Genomic DNA, 22,629 nt, shown 5'->3' with positions numbered 1-22,629 from the left:
TAATACTTACCTAAAGTTAAAAAATATCACACTTTTTAAACTTTTAATCCGTACTATTTTTGGGGAAGCTTACAACACCACTGGTTCAAGTCTATGACTCGAACTAGGACAGCCAACTTTTAAAATTGTCAAATATGTTTTCCAACATTGATTTTTTCTGAATAGGAAATTCATAATTACTAGGTTTTTCCTTGCTTAATTTCATGGTCTCTGTATCAAAATAGGGACTATCTGAATGCCATTTAGCATCAATTTTCACTTTTATAAGCAACCTTTTTATCTCATCTGGCAAAGTATCAATGTATAAGATATTTTCTGGAAAGGCGAGTAAATAATAAATTGAGTCAAAAGGCTCTACCATTTCAAGGCGATCATACACAGGAATTCCTCTTCTCGAAACTTGTTCAAATGTCTTATTACCCTCGTGGAAGAGTCTACTTGTAAATGTATTTTCAATACTATTTGTAGTTGGTGGTAGCTGATTGAGATAGTTAGCAATAGCGGGCAAATCCTCATAATGTTCTAAAATGAGTTTAGGGATTTCTCCGCCAGAAGAAAAAAATTGAGCAACTTCACCATCTTTAAAAACAATGAACCAGTCAATATCAAAAGCTTCTGGATATAGCATGATGTCTTCTTTGAGAATCATAATTCAAATTGTTAAAATGAAACTCCTATTATTTTTTTCCGTTAGTTTATGTCTTTGCTTTTATCCTTTTTTTATCAAGTTTTCAAAAAGAATAAAGATAAAAACTCTACACGATTTATTCCTCCAGCAAAGTTTGAAACTTTGGAAAAAGTGAGTCCAAGTCTGAAGACTTGAACTAGCTCGATACTTGAACTAGTTCGATGTAACAAAAAATGGCGCAAGCTTTCGCTTGCGCCATCTAGAAATTTGGGATGCAGAGAGCTGAAATTGAATTATTGCCCATGAAGTATTCGCTCTCTTTATACTTTAGGTTTTGCCATAATTCAGAATTAATGCTTAATAAGATTTGATAATTTCGAGTATAAAATATCGGTTATTAAAAATTACCTTCAAAATTTACAACTCATAATTCAGCACTAATACTTAATAGCCAGGGTTTTGTTGTAATACAGCATCTTTGTTTAACTGAATCTCGGTAAGAGGGATAGGTAATAACAAATGCTTGTCTGCGATACCTTGAACTGGGTTTACTGCACTACTAGCATTCAAACGTTTTACGCGGTCAACTAGTTTTTTGGTACGCATCAACGTCATACGACGATTTTCTTCTCCGATTAATTCACGTGCTCTTTCGTCCAAGATAAAATCTAAAGTCATATCACTTGCCGAAACTTGTCCTTGTGCTGGATAGTTCGGGAATGCTCTTGCACGCAATACGTTGATGGTATTGGCTGCATCTTGCAACTTACCTTGTTGTACCTGAGCTTCAGCCAATAATAAGTATGTTTCGCCCAAGCGCATCAATACAAAGTCTTTAATCATGGCAAAACCAAAGGTGTCATTCGGGTCAAACTGATACCATTTTGTGGTATGAGGTGCCAAGTTGAACAAGGTATCTGTCCCTGCATAAGGTACTTGTTTACCATACGTTGCCGTTTGTGCTGGATCGTTATATACATAGCGACGACGAATGTTATTTGATGAGTTACGGATATCGCCATCTTTGTACAAGTTGTAAATAACCCAGTTACTCAATCTCAAACGACCCAAAGCACGACCACCTGTAGAATCGGACAAAGACATACCTCTTACGTTGTGATACGCTGCGCCCCAAACACGTCTTTGCTGTGCACTACCTGTGTTACCTCCTACTACGCTACTTGGGTTTTCTTGCTCTAATACCCAAAGTGCTTCTGTATTTCCTTGGCTACGACGTTGGTTACCGTACACAAACATATCTGAGTAATAATCGCCTTTCAAACTAGTTTTGATACCATATCTGTTTTTCACTAATTTGAATTTACCACTGTCGATAATTGCTTTCAACTGTGTTTCTGCTAACTCAGGTTTACCCATTCTCAAATACACTTCACCCAACAATTGCATAGCCATAAACTTATTAGCACGACCGTACAACTTACCTTTTGTATTGCTTTTAACCTCTTCAATATCAGGTAAATTTGTTGCTGCAAATGTCAAATCTGCTACGATTTGGTTGTTTACCTCATCAATAGAAGCACGCGTAAAATCTGTTTTAGGAGCAGTTAAAGCTTGTGTCAACAAAGGCACACCTCCAAAACAAGTCGCTAAGTTATTATAAGCATACGCTCTGAAAAACTTCGCTTCAGCACTCATTTTATTTTTACCAACTGAAGTAATATTCTTCAAATTTGGTGAATCCAATGAGTTAATAATGATATTTGATAAGTTAATCAAGATATAGTTTCTATCCCAAGTACGAGCTGCTGCACCGTCGGTAGGTGTCAACAAGTTGTAGTTATAATATGGGATTTCGATACCTTCTTGGTTAGCTGTAGCATTGGCAACGTCGGTTCCAACTTGCCAAACGCTTACCCATCCCTGACGGTCAGACCAAGTAAAAATGGTACTTGTGTGGTTATACAAACCTACCAAAGAAGCCTCTACACCGAGCGAGTCATTGAGTGTTGCTGGAGTATATGATGAAAAAGGCTTTTCTGCTAAAAAGGAATCTTTACAAGCTGCCGTACCAATTGCTAGCGCCAATAAAGCTATATTTTTTAGTTTTTTCATGGAAATCAAATTTTAATTAGGATTTAGACAAAGAGCATAAATGTTCCATTTTGTCTTCAAAAAGCTACAGGCAAACTTTACGTTTATTTCAAACTAACATTCAAGCCCAATACTAATTGACGAGTTAATGGGTAGTTGTTTGTCCAGTCGCCCGAACCTCTTTGCGATTGCGAAGATTCTGGGTCCCAACCAATCCAGTTGGTAAATGTGTAAAGGTTACGTCCACTTGCATATACCGTCAAGCCACCCAAACCTAGTTTATCCAAAATTGTTGGCGTAAATACATAACTCAAGGTTACGTCTTTGATTCTGGTAAAGCTCGCGTCAGATGCATATCCATATCCTCTTGGGTTTTTGTATGCCAATGAAGGACGTGTTTGACTCATGTTTTCAGCAGTCCAATAACCTACGTCGATTGGGGTATTTCTCTTACCTGTTTCATCGGCATACGTCAAGTCGTTGTTGTTACGAGTAATGCCTTGAACTGTTTGGATAAATACATTCAAGTGGAAGTTTTTGTAATGGAATGTATTTGTCAAACCTCCTGTCCATTTTGGAGCAGTTTGTCCTAAAATGATACGGTCTTCAGCAGTGATTTTTCCATCGCCATTCACATCAGTAAACTTCAAATCACCTGCAACCGCACCTGGGTCTTGCTTAGAAGCATCTTCGCCTTTTTGCCAAACACCAGCCAATTTGTAGTCATAGATTACACTAATAGGCTGACCAATAAACCAACGGTTTCCTAAGTCATCTTTTTTGTCACCATACAAGTCAACAATTTTGTTTTGGTTAGACGCAAATACTACCGTTGTTTCCCATTTGAAGTCTCCTTTTGTTACATTACGAGTATTCAAAGTCAATTCGATACCTGTGTTTGACGTTTCGCCAAGGTTGTCAAATACGTTGTAATACCCTGTTACAATTGGTAAACTTCTTTGCAATAAAATACCTGTAGTATTGTTTTTGTACAATTCCAAACTACCATTGATTCTGTTGTTTAAGAAACCAAAGTCAACACCGATGTTACGGCTCAAGGTAGTTTCCCACTGAAGGTTACCATTACCAAGGTTACCAGCTACAGCACCAATTGTACTCAAACCATTAAATGGCTCACGAACGATGTTGTTAGTAGTAATTGTACGATATACCGAAATAGCTTCGTTTCCTGATTTACCTACCGACAAACGCAATTTTAGGTTATTAATAGTACGGTTGTTTTTCATGAAGTTTTCATTCATAATATTCCAACCTAGAGCTACAGATGGGAACAAACCGTATTTTGAAGTATTAGCACCAAATACTGATGAACCATCACGACGAGCAGTTACCGTAAACAAATAACGACTGTCGTAAGAGTAGTTTACACGCAACATTTGAGAATTCAAACCATAACGATCTGCGTAAGAAGAACTTGATTGAGTTGCACCTGCACCGATTGAGTTAAATCCTAATTCATCATTCACAAAACCTGTCGCTCTTGCTGATGCTTCGTTATATTCTCTTTGTTGAGCAGAATAAAGCGCTGTCAAATCCAAATGGTGTTTATCCCAGTCTTTTGTATAAGAAAGGATATTTTCCAAGGTAAAACTGTTAGTTTGCGAATAGAAGGAGTTCGCTGTTCCTAACAAATCATTTGCTTGACGACCCGTATATGAACCTGTATGTTTAGGAATAAAAGAATAACCTAAGTTCATACGATATTTCAACCCTTTCAATTTTCCACCAAACTTAATTTCGCCATACGCATTACCGTTCAAGTTGGTATTTCCATCTACACGGCTAGTCGTCAAACCCAACATTGGGTTAGTGTACAACTGCTCTGGGAACATTGGATAAATCGTGTAGGTACCATCAGTGTTGTAAATCTGACCGTAGGGACTCATCGCAGAAGCATTCAATAAGTTGGTGCGACCGCCATCATAATTGTTATTATTGATAAACAAAGAAGTACCTACTGTCAAGAAATCCGTTACGTTAATATCTAAGTTTGAACGGAAACTGATTCTTTGATACTGGTATCCTTTAATTACCCCTTTTTGATTCAAGTAATCACCACCGATAAAGTATTTGATATTTGGTGTACCACCCGAAATACTCAAGTTGTGGTTTTGCATGATACCTGTTTGGCTTGCCAATCCTAACCAATCTGTTTCGATACCTTTGTTATAGTTCGTCAACTCATTGTAGTTTGGCACAGGGCTCGTTTGAGTTTGACCAGTTTGGATTAAGTAATCCTTGTATTTCTGCAAATACTCAGCACCATTACGAGGACGAAGCACGTGAGAGAAATCTTCGATACCTGTGTAGTTACTATAACGGATAGATGGCTTACCAGTTTTACCACGTTTGGTAGTAATCAAAATAACACCATTGGCACCGTTTGTACCATAAATTGCTACAGCCGAAGCGTCCTTCAAAATCTCCATCGACTCGATGTCATTCGGGTTGATGTCGTTTAATGAACCACCCGTTTTGCTCAATGGAATACCATCAACCACTACAAAAGGACCCGAACTTGCGTTAATAGAGTTTTGACCACGAACAATCGTTGAAGGTTCAGAACCAGGAACAGAAGAAGATTGAGAAACGTTTACCCCAGCTACCGAGCCTTGAACAGCCTGCATTACGTTGGTAACGGGCAATTGAGATAATCTGTTTTTAGGAACTGACGCAACCGAACCTGTAATGTCCGAACGCTTTTGAGTACCGTATCCTACCACTACAACCTCATCTAATGATTTGGTATCAGCTTTCAACTGGATATTCACTACCGAACGACCACCAACTGTAGTTTCTTGTGTAGTAAATCCTACATACGTCACCACAATAACAGCCTCTTTTGAGTCATCAATTTTGAGGGTAAAATTACCTTTCGAATCTGTATTAGTACCAATACTCGTACCTTTTACAGCCACACTTGCCCCTGGTAAGCCTTCGCCTTTTTCATCGGTAATCTGACCAGTAATTGTTTTTTCTTTTAGCGTATAAGCGCCGAGAGTAGACTTGGCATTAGTAGAATTTGCTACAAGGTTATTAGCCTGTAGATTTTCCATACTAAGCACTAGACTACATAATAGTAACCATTTGATTTTCATAGGCTCCTAGCGTTTGATTGGGATTTTATTGAATTAGAAGAATTTGAGGAAATACTTGCTATCTATCTAAGAATGGGTAAATCCTACATTTGAATAATACAAAACTAAGGGGTAGCAGTGGGTCAGACGGGGGCTTTTTTCGTCAAAAACGGGGGATAAAATCACAGAAACTTAATTTGTGTTATTTTTACACAATTTTGTCAGAAAATCAGTTTTTTTAATTAAAACTACAGTAGTCCTTCTGCCTCTTTTCCTTATAAAGTAGATGAAGTGTTAAGACTATTTGAAGGATTCTATAACTGTTTATTTCGGATATCGGATGTTGGATTTTGGAAGTGTAAGCTTTTCATTTCTAAAAAATAGGGGTATTTAACCTTTTTTCCGAAATCAAAAATCCCCAATCTGAAATAGTTGGACTCCTTCCTATATTTCTAATGGTATGTAGACGATTGAATGTTAATAGTATGAAAGTAGTAAAATTATTCCTTGTGCTTTGGCTGATGGCTTTAGCACACAAAGAGTCGTACGCTCAAACAAACTCAAACAAATTTCAGTTTGAGCACCTCACTGTAAATGAGGGCTTGCCACATAGCGATGCCATGTGCGTGGTAGAAGACAATCTGGGGTTTATTTGGATTGGTACCAACGACGGAATTGCCCGTTATGATGGCTTCGAATTGAAGAAATATAAGCTTCCAGTAAATCCCTTAAATGGACTCACCTCTAATCGAATTCATGTTTTTCATAAACAAAACAATGGTACTTTATGGTATGGCTCCGAACGTGCTGGACTCGGTTATTATGATGTCAACAAAGATAAGTTTGTCAATATTGCTGAAAACATTAGCTCCTCCGCTGATAAATCAACGATACAGTTGCTTCGTAAAGCGAGTATTTTGTCTATTGCTACCGACCAATCTAATCATCTTTACGCCTGCTCGCGCGATGGCGTATTTGTGCTAACGCTAAATGAAGCTCATGTTTTAGAAAAAATAAGTCGTATCGCCATTCTAGGAAATCAACTACAATATATGGCCAATGAGGTGGTAGTCGATACCAAACAACAAGTTTGGATTGGAACGGTCAACCAAGGGCTTTTTTTCCTATCATCTGCTCAACAAACATCAGCGCAAAAAGCACCTTTCCCAAGCGAAACAGTTCGTGCCTTACAGTTTGACACGAAAGGTAATTTGTGGCTTGGCGCAGATACTAACCTATACTTTATCAGTCCTGCTGAACAAAGAGAGTTTAAAAATTTCACTTTGCATAAAGCCCCTATCTCCATTGAAGATATGGAATGTATTCGCATTGATTCGTTTCATCGCTTGTGGGTGGGCACCAACTTTGGTCTTTATTGTTGGGAAGACATTAGTGAGCCTGCTCGTGTACTTGAAAGTAAGCCTCAAGTATTTTTACCCAAAGATGACAACCCTAATAGTATCAATTCTGGGCGAGTTCATCAGGTTTATGAAGACTCAAATCACATTTTATGGTTGGCAGCCTCAGCAGGTGGGTTAAATAAGGTAGATTTGAAAAGAAAGCCTTTTGAAAACCTTCAGCGCCATTTTTTTCAAAGTCCTACCCTACCGAACAATTATGTCAATGCAGTATTGAAAGACCCAAAACATAACTGGCTTTGGATAGGTACCCGAAATGGTTTTTCAAAATATGACTTTGAAACCAAATCTTACACCAATTTTGCTAATCGAGAACTAAAAGGCGACGCCACAGGTACGGACGTATCTACACTTTTTATGGATACCAACGGTACACTTTGGGTGGGTACCCGCTACAATGGCTTATATCTTTTGCAAAATGGAGTTTTGAGAAAAATTGCTTTATCTATTCCTTCTACCAGTATTGAAAGTATCATCGAAACATCTGGAGGTTTTATTTGGGTAGCAACATTCGAAAATGGAATTCTAAAAATGGATAAATCGGGAAAAATCCTTGATATCTATTCGACCACCAATAAAAACCTTGAAGCTCGGCAATTCACACATTTGTTGTATGACAAAACCAAGGAACAAATCTGGGCAAGTACTCGCGATATGGGTGTTTTGTTATTACAAATTCAAACCACTGAACTGAAGCTATTACAAAAATTTAGTTTTGAAGCCACTAACCCAAATTCATTAAGTGTGAATTTTGCTTGGCAGAAAGTTCAAGACCCTTCGGGGGCTATCTGGGTAGGTACGATTGGCGGTGGGTTAAACAAAATCGAAAGCCTAAAAAATGGTAAATACCTGGTCAGACGCATCAATATTCCAGAATCAAATGTTGAAGGTATTTTGCAAGATAAACAAGGAAATATCTGGATTGGAGGCTCTGGGTTGGGAAGATATAGTCCAAAATCAGGACAATGGATACATTATGACGTAGCCGATGGTATTCAGAGTAATTCATTCAAAGTCGGTGCAGCCTATCAAGATGCAGCAGGGATACTCTATTTGGGCGGAATCAAGGGTGTTACTTATTTTAATCCTGAAAAAATCCAACCAAGCCTACAAGCGCCAACCGTTCGGTTTACCAATCTCAAAATCTTTAACCAAACGGTACAAATTGGAGAAGAAATCAACAATCGGGTGGTGCTTCCTGCGCCATTTAATCAACTCGAAGAGCTTGAAATTCATGCCAATGAAAATGACTTTTCAATAGAGTTTGTCGGTCTAAACTTTGCCAATCCTGCCAAAACTAGTTATGCATACAAGCTTCAAGGCTATAATCCTCATTGGGTATATGTAGGCTCTAATGCTCGTGTAGCCAATTTTGCTAATTTACCTTCGGGCTATTATAAACTCTGTGTAAAAGCGCATAACGGTGAAGGACAATGGTCTAAAATTGAAACGGTTACCATTCATATTTTACCTCCTTGGTATCAGACTTGGTGGGCGTATATCCTATATCTAGGATTGATTATCGCAGGGTTGTATTTGTATCGTAAAATTACCTTGCGCCATCAAAAACTACAAAATGAGCTTTCTTTAGAAACCTACAAAACTGAAAAAGAAAAGGAATTAACAGACTTAAAACTTCGTTTTTTCACCAATGTTTCGCATGAATTACGGACACCTCTAACCTTAATTTTGGGTCCGTTGGAGGAAATGATTACTACGCCAAGTCCATTTAGAAGTAAACTGCTACTAGTGCATCAGCAAAGCAAAAAATTGTATGATTTAGTAAATCAACTACTAGAATTTAGGAAAGTAGAGTCAGGGCATATCTCTGTTGCTGCCAGTAAAGACAACATTATTCCAATATTGAGTGAAATCTTATTGATTTTTCAGTTAAAATCGGAAGAGCAACAAATTGATTATACCATTGATTTGCCACAAGAGGAAGTTGAGCTGTTTTTTGATTCTTCAAAAATTGAAATCATTCTTACGAATTTACTTTCTAACGCTTTTAAATATACTGCATCAGGCGGAAAAATTCAGGTGATAGTAAAAACAGTCGGGAATTCGAGAGAAGAAGCCCTTTTTGAAAATAAACTATTGTCAGACAATTATCTGGAAATATCCATTCAGGATAATGGCGTTGGTATGGAAGCCTCGGCACTTTCACAGATATTTGACCCTTATTTTCAGGCATCACATACCGAAACCATGAAATTAGTCGGAACTGGTATTGGATTATCCTTGGTAAAACAATTCATAGAAGCGCATCATGGTGAAATTTTAGTACAAAGTGAAATCGGAAACGGGACAACTTTTACCATAAAACTCCCGTGTGGTTCTGCTCATTTGAAGCCTGAAGAAATCACGCAAAATGCGCCTAAAGAGCTTACTTGGTTGCAAAATCCTCCGCAACCTATCCAAAGTATCGATATAAACCATGATGCTAGTCATGCTCAAAAAGTCTTGATTGTAGAAGACCATCCTGAAGTACGTCAATACATTCAAAAGCTTTTTGACTCTCATTATCAGACCTTTACTGCCGTGGATGGTCAGGATGGCTTAGAAAAAGCCAGTCAGTTAATGCCAGACCTTATCATTAGTGATGTTATGATGCCAAATATCGATGGTTTGGAACTTTGTCGGAAACTGAAACAAAATCCTAAAACTTCCCATATCCCTGTGGTGCTACTGACGGCTCGCTCGGCGGCGGCACATCAAATTGAAGGCTTGGAAAATGGTGCGGATGAATATTTGTCAAAACCCTTTCATCCTCAGTTATTGCAAACCAAAGTACAAAATCTGCTACACAATCGCCTGTTGATACGAGATTACTATCAACGACAAATATTGCTACAGCCAAGTGCTGTAGCAATTCCTGATGATACAAAAACCTTCCTAGAAAAAGCCATGAAAATCGTGGAAGAAAACTTGAGTAATCAAGATTTCAATGTCCAAGAGTTGGTGAAAGCGATGGCTATGAGTCAATCAGGTTTTTATCGCCAAATAAAATCCATTACGGGTCAGTCTGTGGTAGAGTTTATTCGGGATATTCGTTTAAAACGTGCTGCTCAACTTCTAGCCAGCACCGATTTGCGGGTACAAGAGGTAGCTACCATCGTGGGGATTGAAGATGCCAAATATTTTAGAAAAATGTTTCAACAAGTATATCAATATGCGCCATCTGAATACGCTAAAATTCATAAGAATGCGAAGTAGAATTTAGATATGAGTGGACATTTTATGTGTGAGAGGCTGTGTGCATAATGCCCTAAGCTTAAAGTTTTATAATTTTTCTATGGAAATAATGTAAACATTTAGCTTAATGTCAACTGCTTACAGCCTATAGCCTATTTATTAAATTTTTTAAAAAATAGCACCTTATCGAAATCCATAATATGTCCTATTTCGTAGGTATATTATTGGACGATTCCAATAACAACCCATAAAACTTTATAAATGAAAGTATTAATTGCTGAGGATGAACCACTTCTTCGAAAACTATTAATCGACAAATTTTCTAGAAACGATTGTACTGTTATTAGTGCCGAAAATGGTTTAGACGCCATCGAAAGTTTCGACAACGTACAACCTGATGTTGTTATCACTGATTTGAATATGCCGTACGCAGGAGGGCAAGAATTGATTCTTCATATCCGAGAATTTAAGCTTTCTGACACTTCTATTTTGGTATTATCAGGTACTAGTAATGAGCATACCATCAATGACGTTTTTAGATTAGGCGCCAATGATTTTGTAGAAAAACCATTCAGAATGAATGAGTTACTACTTAGAGCACAAAGACTCATTCATCTTAACTAATGAGTCATAACATTTCAAATTAAAACCGTCCTTACATATTACTGCATTAAAAAAGAACCCAAGCCCAAACCGATAGGCTTGGGTTTCGCTTTTTAGTAAAATTTCATTCTGTTACATATACGTTAAAGTTCACAATTTGAAGATTTCTTGAACAATGATTCTATTTAGCTTGTGAATTTACTTACCTGTAACGAAAATGATTAAACAGCTTCTATATTTGTAGCCATTTAAGTATAAATACAGAGCAAAATTAATCCAATTATTGTAAATCAAAATTCTATCTAAATACTTATACCAGTACCCAAATTCATTCCCCTTCAACCAATTTTTTATGAAAAAAATTACGCTATTTATTCTATTCTTGTTGACAATAGGCAGTTATTCTGTTTCTGCAAAAATCACTAAATTTGAAATCCTTAAGGAAGAATCCTATCAAAATGGCCGTGTATTTGGCAATATAGGCGCCTTTGTGAGAATTACAGGATTAGCTTATGGTGAAGTAAATCCTTTTGAGGCTCACAACAAAATCATCCAAGATATTAGGCTTGCGCCACGCAACAGTCATGGTATGGTTGAATATGTCACCGAGTTTGTGATGCTGAAACCTCTAGATATGAGTAAATCCAATGGCTTGCTTTTTTACAATGTTCCGAACCGAGGCAATGCTTATGGACCCGACACTACACTCATGAAACGTGGCTATGTGTTTCTTTGGGGAGGCTGGCAAGGTGATTTGTATGGCGATAGTAAGATTAAAATTAAAGTACCAGTAGCAACACAAAATGGCAAAACCATTATGGGGAAACTCCATACCGAGTTTATCGTAAACGAGCTTACGCCAACTGTTCCTTTGAGTGGTACAACTTTCACTGGACAATTCCATACCCCTTATGAAACAGCTAGTTTGGATACCAAAACCGCTCGCTTGACCCGAAAATTTAACCCATTAGATGAGCCAATAGAGATTCCATCGACACAATGGTCGTTTAGTGATTGTACCAAAGGCGACTGTGTACCTAGTACAACTAAGCTTTCACTAAAGGGCGGTTTTGACCCGAATTATATTTATGAGTTCCAATACACCGCCCAAAATCCTTTAGTATTAGGTTTAGGCTTGGCTGCAACTAGAGATATAGTAGATTTTTGTCGTTATGATAAAAGTCCACAAAACCAGTTGGCAGGATACATCAAAAAGTCTGTTGCGATAGGTGTGTCACAATGTGGTAATTTTTTGAGAACATTCCTTCATCTAGGATTTAATGCCAGCGAAAAAAATCAAATTATTTTTGATGGACTCAACGTACATGTTGCTACACGCAAAACTTCGGTAAACATCCGTTTTGGGCGCCCAGGAGGTGCAGGATTACAGCATGAAGAAATCCTATTTGCTGGCAACGAAGCTCCTTTTACATGGAATATCACCACCGACCCGCTTTCAGGCACAACGGGAGGCATTCTTGAAAATTGCGCGAAACAAGGATTTTTGCCCAAAATTATGCACACCGTAAGTTCAACGGAATATTGGCAAATGCGTATGTCACTCAGGACAACAGATGTTTATGGTAAAACAGACTCAGAAATTCCTAAAAATGTCAGAATTTATCATTTTGCCAGCACACAGCACGGACCAGCACCAAACGAGAACATCAACAAGATTACTGGTCAATCCAACAACACTAACTCTTTTAATGATTCATGGCGTGCCTTACACGTGGCACTAGAACAGTGGGTGATGGAAGATAAAAATCCGCCTGCGAGCCAATATCCTAAGGTGGCAGACAAAACGCTTGCCAAAAGTACAGAAATAGGTTGGCAAACACTTCCCAATATTCCATTCAAAGGATTGGTTGATGGCTACACGGTTAGGGATTTTGGCAAGGGGTTTCAAGCAAAATGGATGACAGGCATTGTCCATGAACCAGCCAAACTCATCAAAGACAAAGTTTATACAGTTCTGGTACCCACAGTCGATCAAGATAATAACGAAATTGGAGGATTACATACCCTAACAAGACGAGTTCCGCTAGGCACTTATACAGGTTGGTCGCTCAGAATCAAAGGCTATGGCGAAGGAAATTTAGCACCATTAGACGGATATTTTCTGCCATTTGCCAAAACCAAAGCAGAAAGATTAGTAAAAAATGACCCCCGTTTATCACTAGAAGAAAGATATGGCAACTCCGAACACTATGTTTCATTAGTCAAAAAAGCAGCCGAAGAAATGGTAAAAGAAGGACTCATGCTCCCAGAGGATGCAGAGCGAGAAATCAAAAAAGCAGAAAAGAATAGTTTGTTTGAGTAAAAAACAAGCAAATAAATCAAATTTAATAGTTTCTCCGACCCAGTGTTACTAGATTGGAGAAACTATTAAAATGTTTGAATGATTTGGAATTCTTCGACATTACAGGCTCCTGATAGAAATATCCCATTAGAAGTGGTCCAAACATGTCCTTCCACACTGTTCGTCTCTTGATTTATCTTAGTACCAATAAATATTTGATACTGAATTCTATAAATTCTACAAAGGATTGTCACTAAGTAAGCTTGATGTCTACAAACATATTCCCAATAAATTAATTTAGAGACTTTTCTCACAGCCCATTGTATGTCAAAAAGTAATAAATTATCAGAGGCAGTGAAAATATCAGGTTTTGATGAAATAAAATGAGACTTTTTCTTAAAATATTTCATAAGAAGAAATACATAGAAGGATAACAATAACGCCCCACCAATTAGGATAATTCGTCTTGTAGAATACCTATTTAATAGGTCTAAATAATTTGAACTCATAACGTGACTTTACGGTCTATTACCTTCCTTTTTGTATGCTAATTGCTAGCCAATACATTGTTATTTTTAAGTGTTTCAACAGCATTTAGTACACTAGACTTGCAATCATCATAAGATATCGAATATTCAGTTTGAATCTGCGCTATGATTTCCTCTATACTTTTGTTATCAATCAATCCAAGGAAAACTTTGTACATAGTTTCATTTAAAGAATAGTATTCATTCTTTTCAACATCAAACAATACACCCTTATCTTCAAGAGGCGAGTACATAATTTTTTCTGTATTCACTTTATATGTTTCCATTTTAAAACAGGTTTTTGCTATTACTATAAATGTTCTTTTTACCCACTGATTAAATTAAATCTTCTTTAATATTTCTTTTGAAATTTGCTCTGCAAACGAATCAAATGTTGGAATATCTTTGGGTCTAGTAGCTCTATACAATTGCACCTTATCTATCAAAGAAGTGAGTTGCCGAAATACCAGAGATTGCTTCCTCATACCTTCAACCCAGTTTTTTCGGTAAATATTTAAGTACAAAAGCTGCATTCCTAATAAAGGATTCACAGGCTGAATGGTAATGTTATCACCTTCTATATCAAGGAATATAACTGCACTTACTTCAAAGGCTTCAGAACTAAAGTCTTCAGTAAAATTAAATCCAAATTTATCTTCATGAATTAGTAATTTGAATTTCCCCACTTCTTCAAAATGCATTTGGTTTACGATAGAACTCTGCCATAGTCGGGTGACAGGATATGAAGCCAAAGCATAGCATTTTTGATTTCTTATGGTAAGAATTGCAGTATCATCAGTAAAAATTCTGTAGCCTAATTCTCTAAGTTTGGTAGCAATGGTACTTTTCCCTGTTTTGGAAGGCGCTGCAAATAGTGCAACTCTACGCTCATCAATAAATACCCCAGAAACGTGAAATGGTAAAATATTTCTTTGAAATAACACAGCTGCCAGACAATTAGAATAAAAATAAGTTAGAATTTCATCCATATTATCCGAGTTTGGCTCTATTATTACCTTATTACCATTTAGTGTATAGTACTTAGCAACACCTTTTATCTCCAAATAGTATTCATTGGGGTTGTACTTAGCACTTAAATGAGAGAAATCATTTTGCACCTCCATAGGAGCGTTAAACACTTTGGGCATTTCCCCTATTTCCACACTCAAATATTGTTCTTCAAAAACTCCTTCTAATGAGATTAGGTGTGATAACTTAACTGTTGACTTAATAGGAATTTTATAGGCTTGATAATAGTAAATCATGGTTATATCAAAACAGCAAGTCGATAGATATATTTGACAAAAGATAAGTTAAACTATAGTGTTAGGTAAAATAATTTAACTTATCTTGAACGGATGATATAAGATTATTCAGTTAATGTTGAAATTCAACATTAACTGAATAAAAAATTAAGATGCAGATTCACCTGCTAAATCTCCACCATCACCTCCAGCTAATTCGATAGAAAAGGATTCCATCATTGGTTCAATCCACTCTTTTTTATGAACATTGAGTTCTGTTGCATCCTGCATTTGTTTTGTGTTTTCCATCATAATTTTGTTTAACTATTTAAAATAAAAGTTGGTTTAGCTAACCCCTCTTGAGGATAACAGTCTTTCGTCTATTAGAAATTATTTCTTTCAATCAATAGACCGGTCATTATTGCCTTTAAAAAGTTATTGGGTCGATTATTTACTGGCTGTCCTATTTTCTGGGTCTTTAGTTGATTCCAATAATTCACTAATGATTTAGTATCAAACAAGTATTGAAAGTATTCGTTTCGAATCAAATGATACAGTGTATCATCCACTTCATGTGAAGAAGCTAACAATCGAGCAACAATATCACTAGATTGCTTTCCTTTTTTTTGCTCCATCAATGTAGCAGGAGACATTAACCCATTCATCATTTTTCTCATGATATTTCTTCCTACACCATTTTTATCAAAAAAGAACTCATTAGGAATCGAAAAACAGTATTCTATTACTCGCTTATCTGCTGTTGGATCTCTCAACTCTACACCAAAATGAGATTTAACATTTGCTCCATTAAAACATCTTACATGCCTATTAAGCTTTAATAAATGACTCATTCTTGAATTAAGTGACTCACCAGAATAACATGCGTCATCATAAAACTTTAAATTTTTCTTTTCTTCCAATTTATACTTTTTCCGAATGGTGGAAGAAACAAACCCTTGGTCTAATCTATATTCAATTAGCTTTATAGGATCTGTTAACATGTCCTTTACACTTCGAGATACTGGCTTTAATAATTTTTTAATGAATCGTGTTGGGCTCCTTAAAAAATAAGGATGTGTAAAACTCATCTCATTTATTTCACCTTGATTTGACAAGCCGATATTACCATGCTCTCCAGTGAGTAATACTGTTCCTCCTTTAGTCTTAGTTGCATGATACAAATCAACCATCCAATACGCATTTGACGCCCCATGAATCAATTGTTCATTTACTTTCAAGTACTCTTTTATTCCTTGGATTGGAGTGATCCCTACTGAATTTAGCAAGACAGGCTGAATATTTGGGTAAAAGTTAGCCGTGTCATAAATTCTGTCAGTTTCATCAAAAAAAGTAAATTGAGTTTCTGGCTCAAGCAACTCACGATACAGAGGCACATGGCTAAAAGTTGTCAAACTCTTACCCTGATCGCCTAGTACTTTCGCTGCCAGACTTGCTACAGCGCCAGAATCTAACCCTCCGCTGAGCATAGAGGTAACCAACCCATTAGCTGGGATTCTACTCTTCACAGCTTTTAAAAAAAGCTCAAAAAGCTCTTCTGTATAATCCTCTGCTTTGGAGTATTTACGTACAGTGGTCTCCTCTGGATTCCAGTATCGATTAATTTTAACAGTGTCGTTTTTAAAAATTAGCTCCGTACCTCCTTCTAGCGGATACACTCCTTCAAAATCTGTATGGGGCTGATCAATCAGTTCTCTACTAAGCGTTAATTTACAGATTAGCGCCTTTTCATTTAACACAGGATGAAACCTATCTAGAAGGATGTTTATTACATTTGAAAAATGAATCTGTTGCCCGATAAATGTATAATAGATAGCAGTGTAGCCAAGTTGGTCACGAGCAATCCACAGTTCTCTCACATGATAGTCGAATACTATGAGGTACCAATCACCACATAACATATTTACTACCTGCTTTCCCCATTTCAAAAAAGCATGAGCTACAATGGAGTTATCTTGAGTTTGGGATTCCAATTTCAACGCCGCGATTAAGTCATCCCTATTATCCAAGCGAGCCTTTGCAAAAAACGCGTATCTGTTATTAGCAATCAATTCAAATTCAGGTAATTCAACTTTACTAGGCGAGACTACCCCGTAGATATTTTTTTCCATCTAATACTTAGTGTAAAATCTCTTATAGAAACTTCTTTCGTGAAATCATTTCGGCTATTCAGGACTTGGAAAAAGCCCCTCCACACAAATCATGAAATTGATCGTTAGATAAGGTGGCATAAATTCCAGTGGTTCTCCTTTAGCATAATCTGTATTTGTATTGATTCAAATAAGGTTTATAAAAATAATAGTGATAGGATTTTCTTAATTGTGTTTCCCCATTACCATTGAAAATAGAGTTTACAATATCACTTACTTTTATGTTTTCACTTTCAACTACTGGATTCAAGTTCATAATGTAAGGAGGCATACCTTCATACTGATAAGGCACTCCTATTGCTGAATCTTTAAGATTTACTATAACCTGATAATCGAGCAATGTGTTTTTGGCTATCTCTCTAAGTCTAGGAACTGTTGTTGTTGTATAAAACTCATCACTTTTAACTTCTTCATCATTATCAAATGCAACCATAGATGGTGAAAGAAGTTTCAATCTCCTCGAAATAGTCCCCTTACTAAAGATATACCCCATATCATATCCCTGAATACTCTTAAAATTATTACTTAGATATGGTATCGGAACTCCAGTTTGAGCATCTATAATTAGTAAAGTTTCATCCTCACCCTTTACTATATACGCAACTACAAGTTCATTCTGAATATCAATCTTTTCAATACTGATGGATGACACATTGTCGCTCATTTCATGAATGAGCTCAAATACTTTCTGAAAGTCAATCTGTAAATCTTCAAGATTAAATGATTGAATGTATTTATTCTCACCCTCGATGGAAACATATCTAACTGTAGGTATTTCGTCTTCTATACAAAACTGCTCCTTTTTGGACACCTCATTCTCATAGATTATTGAAAGAAAGCTAAACTCACACAAACTCTCTTCTGTAAAATGAGTTAGTTCAATACGATAAACTTTTTTGACTATCTCCAAGAAGGGCACATTGGAATGAAGTATTTCGCGAAATTTTAGAGTATTCATACATTTAACTAGGTTTATCACAAAACGGTGGAATAATGAAAGAACTGAATATTTTACAAAAAATTTATTAGATGATATGAAAGAATACGCATCATTTAGAAATGTAAGTTACTTCCCAACACTAAAACCAATGACGCTTTTATCAACAAAGAAAAGACTATGTAGGGTTTATAACCTTGCATAAAACTAACACTAAATCGATTCAGCAAGATTTCAGAACTACTAAAGGTTAAGTTTGTGAGCTTTGAGTTGAATAGAGATTTGATGTAACCATATTTTCATGTGAACTATTGTTAAAATTGCTTGGGTTGAACATTATTAAAGATTTATGAACAAACTTAATTTAATAAATTTTGTAAAATTGAGAAAACCTCATGAGTGGTAAGATTAAGCTCATAGATGGTGAATTTTAATTCATGAATGTAATTTCGAGCAAACACAACAAATAGATGTAAATAGATAAGGCATTTTTTTCATTTATAAATGTATAAATTAGGGGATTAATTTTATACAAATGCCATTTTTATCAAAATCATTAAACAGTAACCTTATCCCATTTCCGAAGATTTACGTATGTATGTGGATATATTTTCAAAACACGTCAGCCTATGATATCCCCCGAACTAGAACTATTATTTGAATCTATAAAAGTGGTTTTGTTATCGCATGAAGATGGAAGACTGCGACAACTTACTTCTGTTGAAAAACTTGATTGGAATAGAGTTGCAAATCTTGCTAAATTTCACAGAGTCCGACCTATCCTATATAGTGCACTTCAAAAAGTAGGAATTAAAAATAATTACACCAACGAACAGAAGAAATTCTTGGGATTATTGACCAAAAAAAATCTCCTTTATCAAATTGAGTTTCAATTTATAATTTCGTTGCTAAATAAGAATCAAATAAGCGTATTGCCTTACAAAGGACTACTATTTCAGCAAAAATTATTTACGAATACACTTCTTCGTGAAAGTAGAGATATGGATCTATTGGTACTTCCCAAAGATGTTCCAATGGTTATTGAATTACTTTGTCAGAATGGCTGGAAAATGATGTATTCAGAAGATGGGAATTTTGACAAAAATACAGTAGATGACCTGGTGAATAATCTTGTATTGAAAGAGTTAAACCTATTTAAAGAATCTCCACAAGGAATTACATTATCTATTGATTTACATTGGGCATTACAGGAATCTTATCATGTTTATAATCTAACGGCAGAAGATTGTTTTTCAAATAGTAGCTTAGAGCCTTTCAATAATAAATCAATTATGCTTCCTTCAACTCCTATGATTTATCAAATGATGTTAAATCATCATGGAGGAAGGGAGGCTTGGACTAAACTAAAATATATCTGTGATTTAATTTTATTCAAACAAATTTATCCTACCATTACCAAAAATGAGTATGATGAATGGGCTTCCATCTATAAAATGTTTAAAATAAATAAGATAGGGCATGATTTAGCCGAACACATTATCCAGAATAGACTTTCTACTATTGAAAATGACTACCCACAATACCTAGATTTTTGGGAAAAAGCCTCTATCAACGATAAATCCAATCCTGAAATTTTTAGGAGAATTGCATTCTTAGGATTAATCAGAAAATCCCAGGATACTGTTGAATCAAGACTAAAATTTATAGAAAGGCTACTAATTCATTACTCAAGACCGAATCGCGCAGAAGAAAAAAGGCTATTTTACTTCCATGAAAAATATACCTACCTAAATGTCCTAGGAAAACTTCTTAGTGTGGTATTCAACACTTCAAGGAAAATACTGAAAAATAATGGTATTCTGGGATAAAAAAGAAACTTCTTGATGTCAATTATAAAAATAGCCATCAAGAAGTTTTAAGAAACAAAATTACTAGGAAATATCGTTGGAATAGCCGTTCTATCCAAAATCCCATCCCCTATTACTCTTTCTTAACTTCTACTTTCTCCTTCACATCTTTCAAATACAAATCCTTTAATTGGTCATAAAATGAATGTGATGAAACGAAATTGGCGATAATATTTGCCAAGAACCCGCCAATTAACAAGAAGAAAATTATTGAATGGCGATCTGTCATTTCAAAAATAATGATTGCGCTTGTAAAAGGCGCACGTGTAACTCCTGTCAAGAATGCTGTCATTCCAATCAGAATTAGTAAGTTGGCGTTACCTCCTGTTAGATGTAAAAGCTGCGAGACATACGCACCTACAGTAGCTCCCGTGCTTAGGGATGGTGCAAAAACGCCACCGGCACCTCCAAATCCAAACGAGGTCATAAGCCCGACAATTCTTACGAGGGGCAGATACCATTCCACAGACTTATAGTTGGTAAATAATACTCGCTCCATGATTTCTTTACCAGAGCCCATTGCTTCAAAACCCAAAAAGTATATTGTTGTTGCTACCCATAATCCACATAAAATAATGACGAGTACTTTCCTAGGATTTGATGTTATCTTACCAAAAAACTGCATAAATTTCAAAAGTAAAACGCACATTTTGCTTCCTAAATAACCTCCTATCACCCCTACTAACACGATGCCTATGATTACTTTCAATCCTTCGAAACCTGTTTTGGGTGTACCCAAATATAAATATGAGCCTCCTAGCCCTTGAGCTGTTAAACCAGCGGTAATGACTGCAATAAAAAGAGGTGTTTTATAATATTTGATATGAAATTTTGAGAGTTCTTCTATCGCAAAAATCACGCCGCCTAAGGGAGTATTAAATGCCGAGGCAAGTCCTGAAGCAGCACCTGCAATCAACATATTTTTTTCGGAAATATTAATCCACCATTTTGGTAAAGCTCTTTTTATTTCTAGAAAAATTGAACTCCCAATTTGAATAGTTGGACCTTCCCTACCCACTATGCCTCCTCCAAGTACTTTTATGGCGCTAGAAAATATCTTTACCAAAATCACCTTCAATCCTACAAAAGAACGGATAAAAGACTTTTCTTCTGGCTTTTCTAATTCTAAAGCTGCCATTACTTGAGGAATTCCACTGCCTTTGGTGTACGGTGCAAACCGCTGTGCTACCCACCAAGACAACACAAATGAAAGCGGAGTAATCACAAAAACACTTAGCGGAGAATATTCAAATACCAAAATAGACCAATGTTCAGCCAAACTAAAAATACGGCTATACAAAAAAGCCACCGTACCTGTAATAAGTGCTCCTACAAGGTATGGAATGACTTGAAATGTTTGTTTTCTGAGCGATTGATTAGTTGATAAGGTCCGAAGATAAAGTTCTTCAAAATAATTCCAAAAGATCCTTCCAAAAGGATGATTTTTGAGCTTTACAATATTTCGTTTCCTTGAAAAATTCAATTTCTTAGCAGGTTAAATTTATTCTCGTTTTGATTGGTTAGATACAAAAGTAGATTATTGGTTTGTCGCAATTTATTAGAATTTCATTAGTAATCAGATAATACAAAAATAAAGTGCTTTAATTATCCTCATTTCAAATTATGAAATCAAGAGAATTAAAGCACTGTATCGATATAAAAAAATTACAAGTCCTATCTTTTCCAAACACCGTTGGCATCTGGCTGTATTACTTCCACTTTAAACACTGCACTTATGTTTAATTTACCATAAAGATGTGGAAAAACGCCATGGTCACCAGCAGATTCAAACTTTAATTCAGCTTCTAATAAGTCTTGGTTGATATGTAGTAAAATCAAACGAGGCACTCCTATAAAAAAGCGATTTAATGTACCTTCTACTTGCTCAGGCGTGGAAAAATGAATAAAGATTTCTTGTGCTAAAGTTTCGGATTCGTAATGGGATAATCCTTCAAATTTAGCCCACCATTCAGGCGAAACAATATGATGAAGTAGCATAACTTGTTGTTTTAAGATTGGGTACAAAGTTAAAGCGAATAGGCGGATTTCTAAGTAACGAATTATGAGTGACGAATTAAAACTGTCTATTTCGGATATCGGATGTTGGATTTCGGAACTGTAATCTACTTTTTAAGTTATATTTTGCAAAAGTTTAGGTATTTTACTTTATTTCCTAAATCAGAAATCCCAAATTAGGATTGTACGAAGGTTTATATTTTGTTCAAAAGAGTTCCCATTCATAGTTTTTTGAGGTGTAGCGGCAACCCTTGCGGTTGCCATTTGGAGTGTGGTAACTGCAAGAGTTACCACTACACCAATTCTATTTCAATGATAAAACTCAACCTTCGTACAATACTAATCTCAAATCTGCAATTATTGGAAATCCTTCCTACAGTCCTAATGATGAATTTTAATTTAAAGCTTTAATTCTCCATACCTTACACTTTCAACGGATTAGTTATTATTTTGAAAGAATACTTAAGTTAGTGGGCAAAAAATATATTCATGATATTGAAGCTGTTTAAACTTTTCAAAAAACATATTTTATTGATTAATTCTTAGTCTTACTTTTTGTCTTAATACAAAAAG

The 22,629-nt window shown here is 36.0% G+C and carries 15 protein-coding genes; 4 read left to right on the top strand and 11 right to left on the bottom strand.

Going from position 1 to position 22,629, the window contains the following annotated elements:
- Positions 1-103: 103 nt before the first annotated feature.
- The 3 genes from GVN22_RS25265 to GVN22_RS25255 form a co-directional block, all read right to left on the bottom strand.
- A complete protein-coding gene (locus GVN22_RS25265; protein ID WP_166553791.1) occupies positions 104-649 on the bottom strand; it encodes a hypothetical protein in 546 nt (181 codons plus the stop codon).
- A gap of 423 nt (positions 650-1,072) precedes the next feature.
- Positions 1,073-2,701 (bottom strand): RagB/SusD family nutrient uptake outer membrane protein, encoded by a 1,629-nt coding sequence (locus GVN22_RS25260; protein ID WP_166553790.1) that lies wholly within the window; start codon positions 2,699-2,701, stop codon positions 1,073-1,075.
- A gap of 83 nt (positions 2,702-2,784) precedes the next feature.
- Positions 2,785-5,799, bottom strand: a complete 3,015-nt coding sequence (locus tag GVN22_RS25255; RefSeq protein WP_166553789.1) for a TonB-dependent receptor — start codon at positions 5,797-5,799, stop codon at positions 2,785-2,787.
- Between the two features lie 464 nt (positions 5,800-6,263).
- Here GVN22_RS25255 and GVN22_RS25250 point away from each other — a divergent pair, with 464 nt between their 5' ends.
- The 3 genes from GVN22_RS25250 (at position 6,264) to GVN22_RS25240 (ending at position 13,317) form a co-directional block, all read left to right on the top strand.
- On the top strand, positions 6,264-10,412 hold the full coding sequence (locus GVN22_RS25250; RefSeq protein WP_166553788.1) for a hybrid sensor histidine kinase/response regulator transcription factor: 4,149 nt from the start codon (positions 6,264-6,266) through the stop codon (positions 10,410-10,412).
- A 240-nt stretch (positions 10,413-10,652) separates the two neighbouring features.
- Positions 10,653-11,015 (top strand): response regulator transcription factor, encoded by a 363-nt coding sequence (locus GVN22_RS25245; protein ID WP_166553787.1) that lies wholly within the window; start codon positions 10,653-10,655, stop codon positions 11,013-11,015.
- 331 nt (positions 11,016-11,346) lie between these two features.
- Positions 11,347-13,317, top strand: coding sequence for an alpha/beta hydrolase domain-containing protein (locus tag GVN22_RS25240; RefSeq protein WP_166553786.1), 1,971 nt, complete (start codon positions 11,347-11,349; stop codon positions 13,315-13,317).
- A 65-nt stretch (positions 13,318-13,382) separates the two neighbouring features.
- Here the strand turns inward: GVN22_RS25240 and GVN22_RS28505 are convergent, their stop codons facing one another.
- The 6 genes from GVN22_RS28505 to GVN22_RS25210 all read right to left on the bottom strand — a co-directional run bounded on the left by GVN22_RS28505 (position 13,383) and on the right by GVN22_RS25210 (position 18,193).
- Positions 13,383-13,706: a lasso peptide biosynthesis B2 protein gene (locus tag GVN22_RS28505; RefSeq protein ID WP_166553785.1), complete on the bottom strand. Its 324-nt coding sequence runs from the start codon at positions 13,704-13,706 to the stop codon at positions 13,383-13,385.
- 137 nt (positions 13,707-13,843) lie between these two features.
- Positions 13,844-14,110 (bottom strand): PqqD family protein, encoded by a 267-nt coding sequence (locus tag GVN22_RS25230; RefSeq protein WP_166553784.1) that lies wholly within the window; start codon positions 14,108-14,110, stop codon positions 13,844-13,846.
- Positions 14,111-14,164: 54 nt separating this feature from the next.
- Positions 14,165-15,088: a hypothetical protein gene (locus GVN22_RS25225; protein WP_166553783.1), complete on the bottom strand. Its 924-nt coding sequence runs from the start codon at positions 15,086-15,088 to the stop codon at positions 14,165-14,167.
- 147 nt (positions 15,089-15,235) lie between these two features.
- Positions 15,236-15,379 (bottom strand): hypothetical protein, encoded by a 144-nt coding sequence (locus tag GVN22_RS25220; RefSeq protein WP_166553782.1) that lies wholly within the window; start codon positions 15,377-15,379, stop codon positions 15,236-15,238.
- Between the two features lie 71 nt (positions 15,380-15,450).
- Positions 15,451-17,196 carry an asparagine synthase-related protein gene (locus tag GVN22_RS25215; RefSeq protein ID WP_166553781.1) on the bottom strand — a complete coding sequence of 582 codons (1,746 nt, stop codon included), beginning with the start codon at positions 17,194-17,196 and terminating at the stop codon, positions 15,451-15,453.
- A 139-nt stretch (positions 17,197-17,335) separates the two neighbouring features.
- A complete protein-coding gene (locus tag GVN22_RS25210) occupies positions 17,336-18,193 on the bottom strand; it encodes a hypothetical protein (protein ID WP_166553780.1) in 858 nt (285 codons plus the stop codon).
- A gap of 608 nt (positions 18,194-18,801) precedes the next feature.
- Here GVN22_RS25210 and GVN22_RS25205 point away from each other — a divergent pair.
- Positions 18,802-20,001: a nucleotidyltransferase family protein gene (locus GVN22_RS25205; protein ID WP_166553779.1), complete on the top strand. Its 1,200-nt coding sequence runs from the start codon at positions 18,802-18,804 to the stop codon at positions 19,999-20,001.
- A gap of 112 nt (positions 20,002-20,113) precedes the next feature.
- On the opposite strand, the gene GVN22_RS25200 is transcribed toward GVN22_RS25205, so the two are convergent.
- Positions 20,114-21,523, bottom strand: coding sequence for a chloride channel protein (locus GVN22_RS25200; RefSeq protein ID WP_166553778.1), 1,410 nt, complete (start codon positions 21,521-21,523; stop codon positions 20,114-20,116).
- A 191-nt stretch (positions 21,524-21,714) separates the two neighbouring features.
- Positions 21,715-22,038: a DUF952 domain-containing protein gene (locus tag GVN22_RS25195; protein WP_166553777.1), complete on the bottom strand. Its 324-nt coding sequence runs from the start codon at positions 22,036-22,038 to the stop codon at positions 21,715-21,717.
- Positions 22,039-22,629: the final 591 nt, after the last annotated feature.

This window comes from Cellulophaga sp. BC115SP, from assembly GCF_009905545.1.
GTDB classification, from domain to species: domain Bacteria; phylum Bacteroidota; class Bacteroidia; order Cytophagales; family Spirosomataceae; genus Flectobacillus; species Flectobacillus rivi.
The sequence above is the reverse complement of the archived record's forward strand: the minus strand, read 5'-3'. Positions and strand labels throughout refer to the sequence as shown.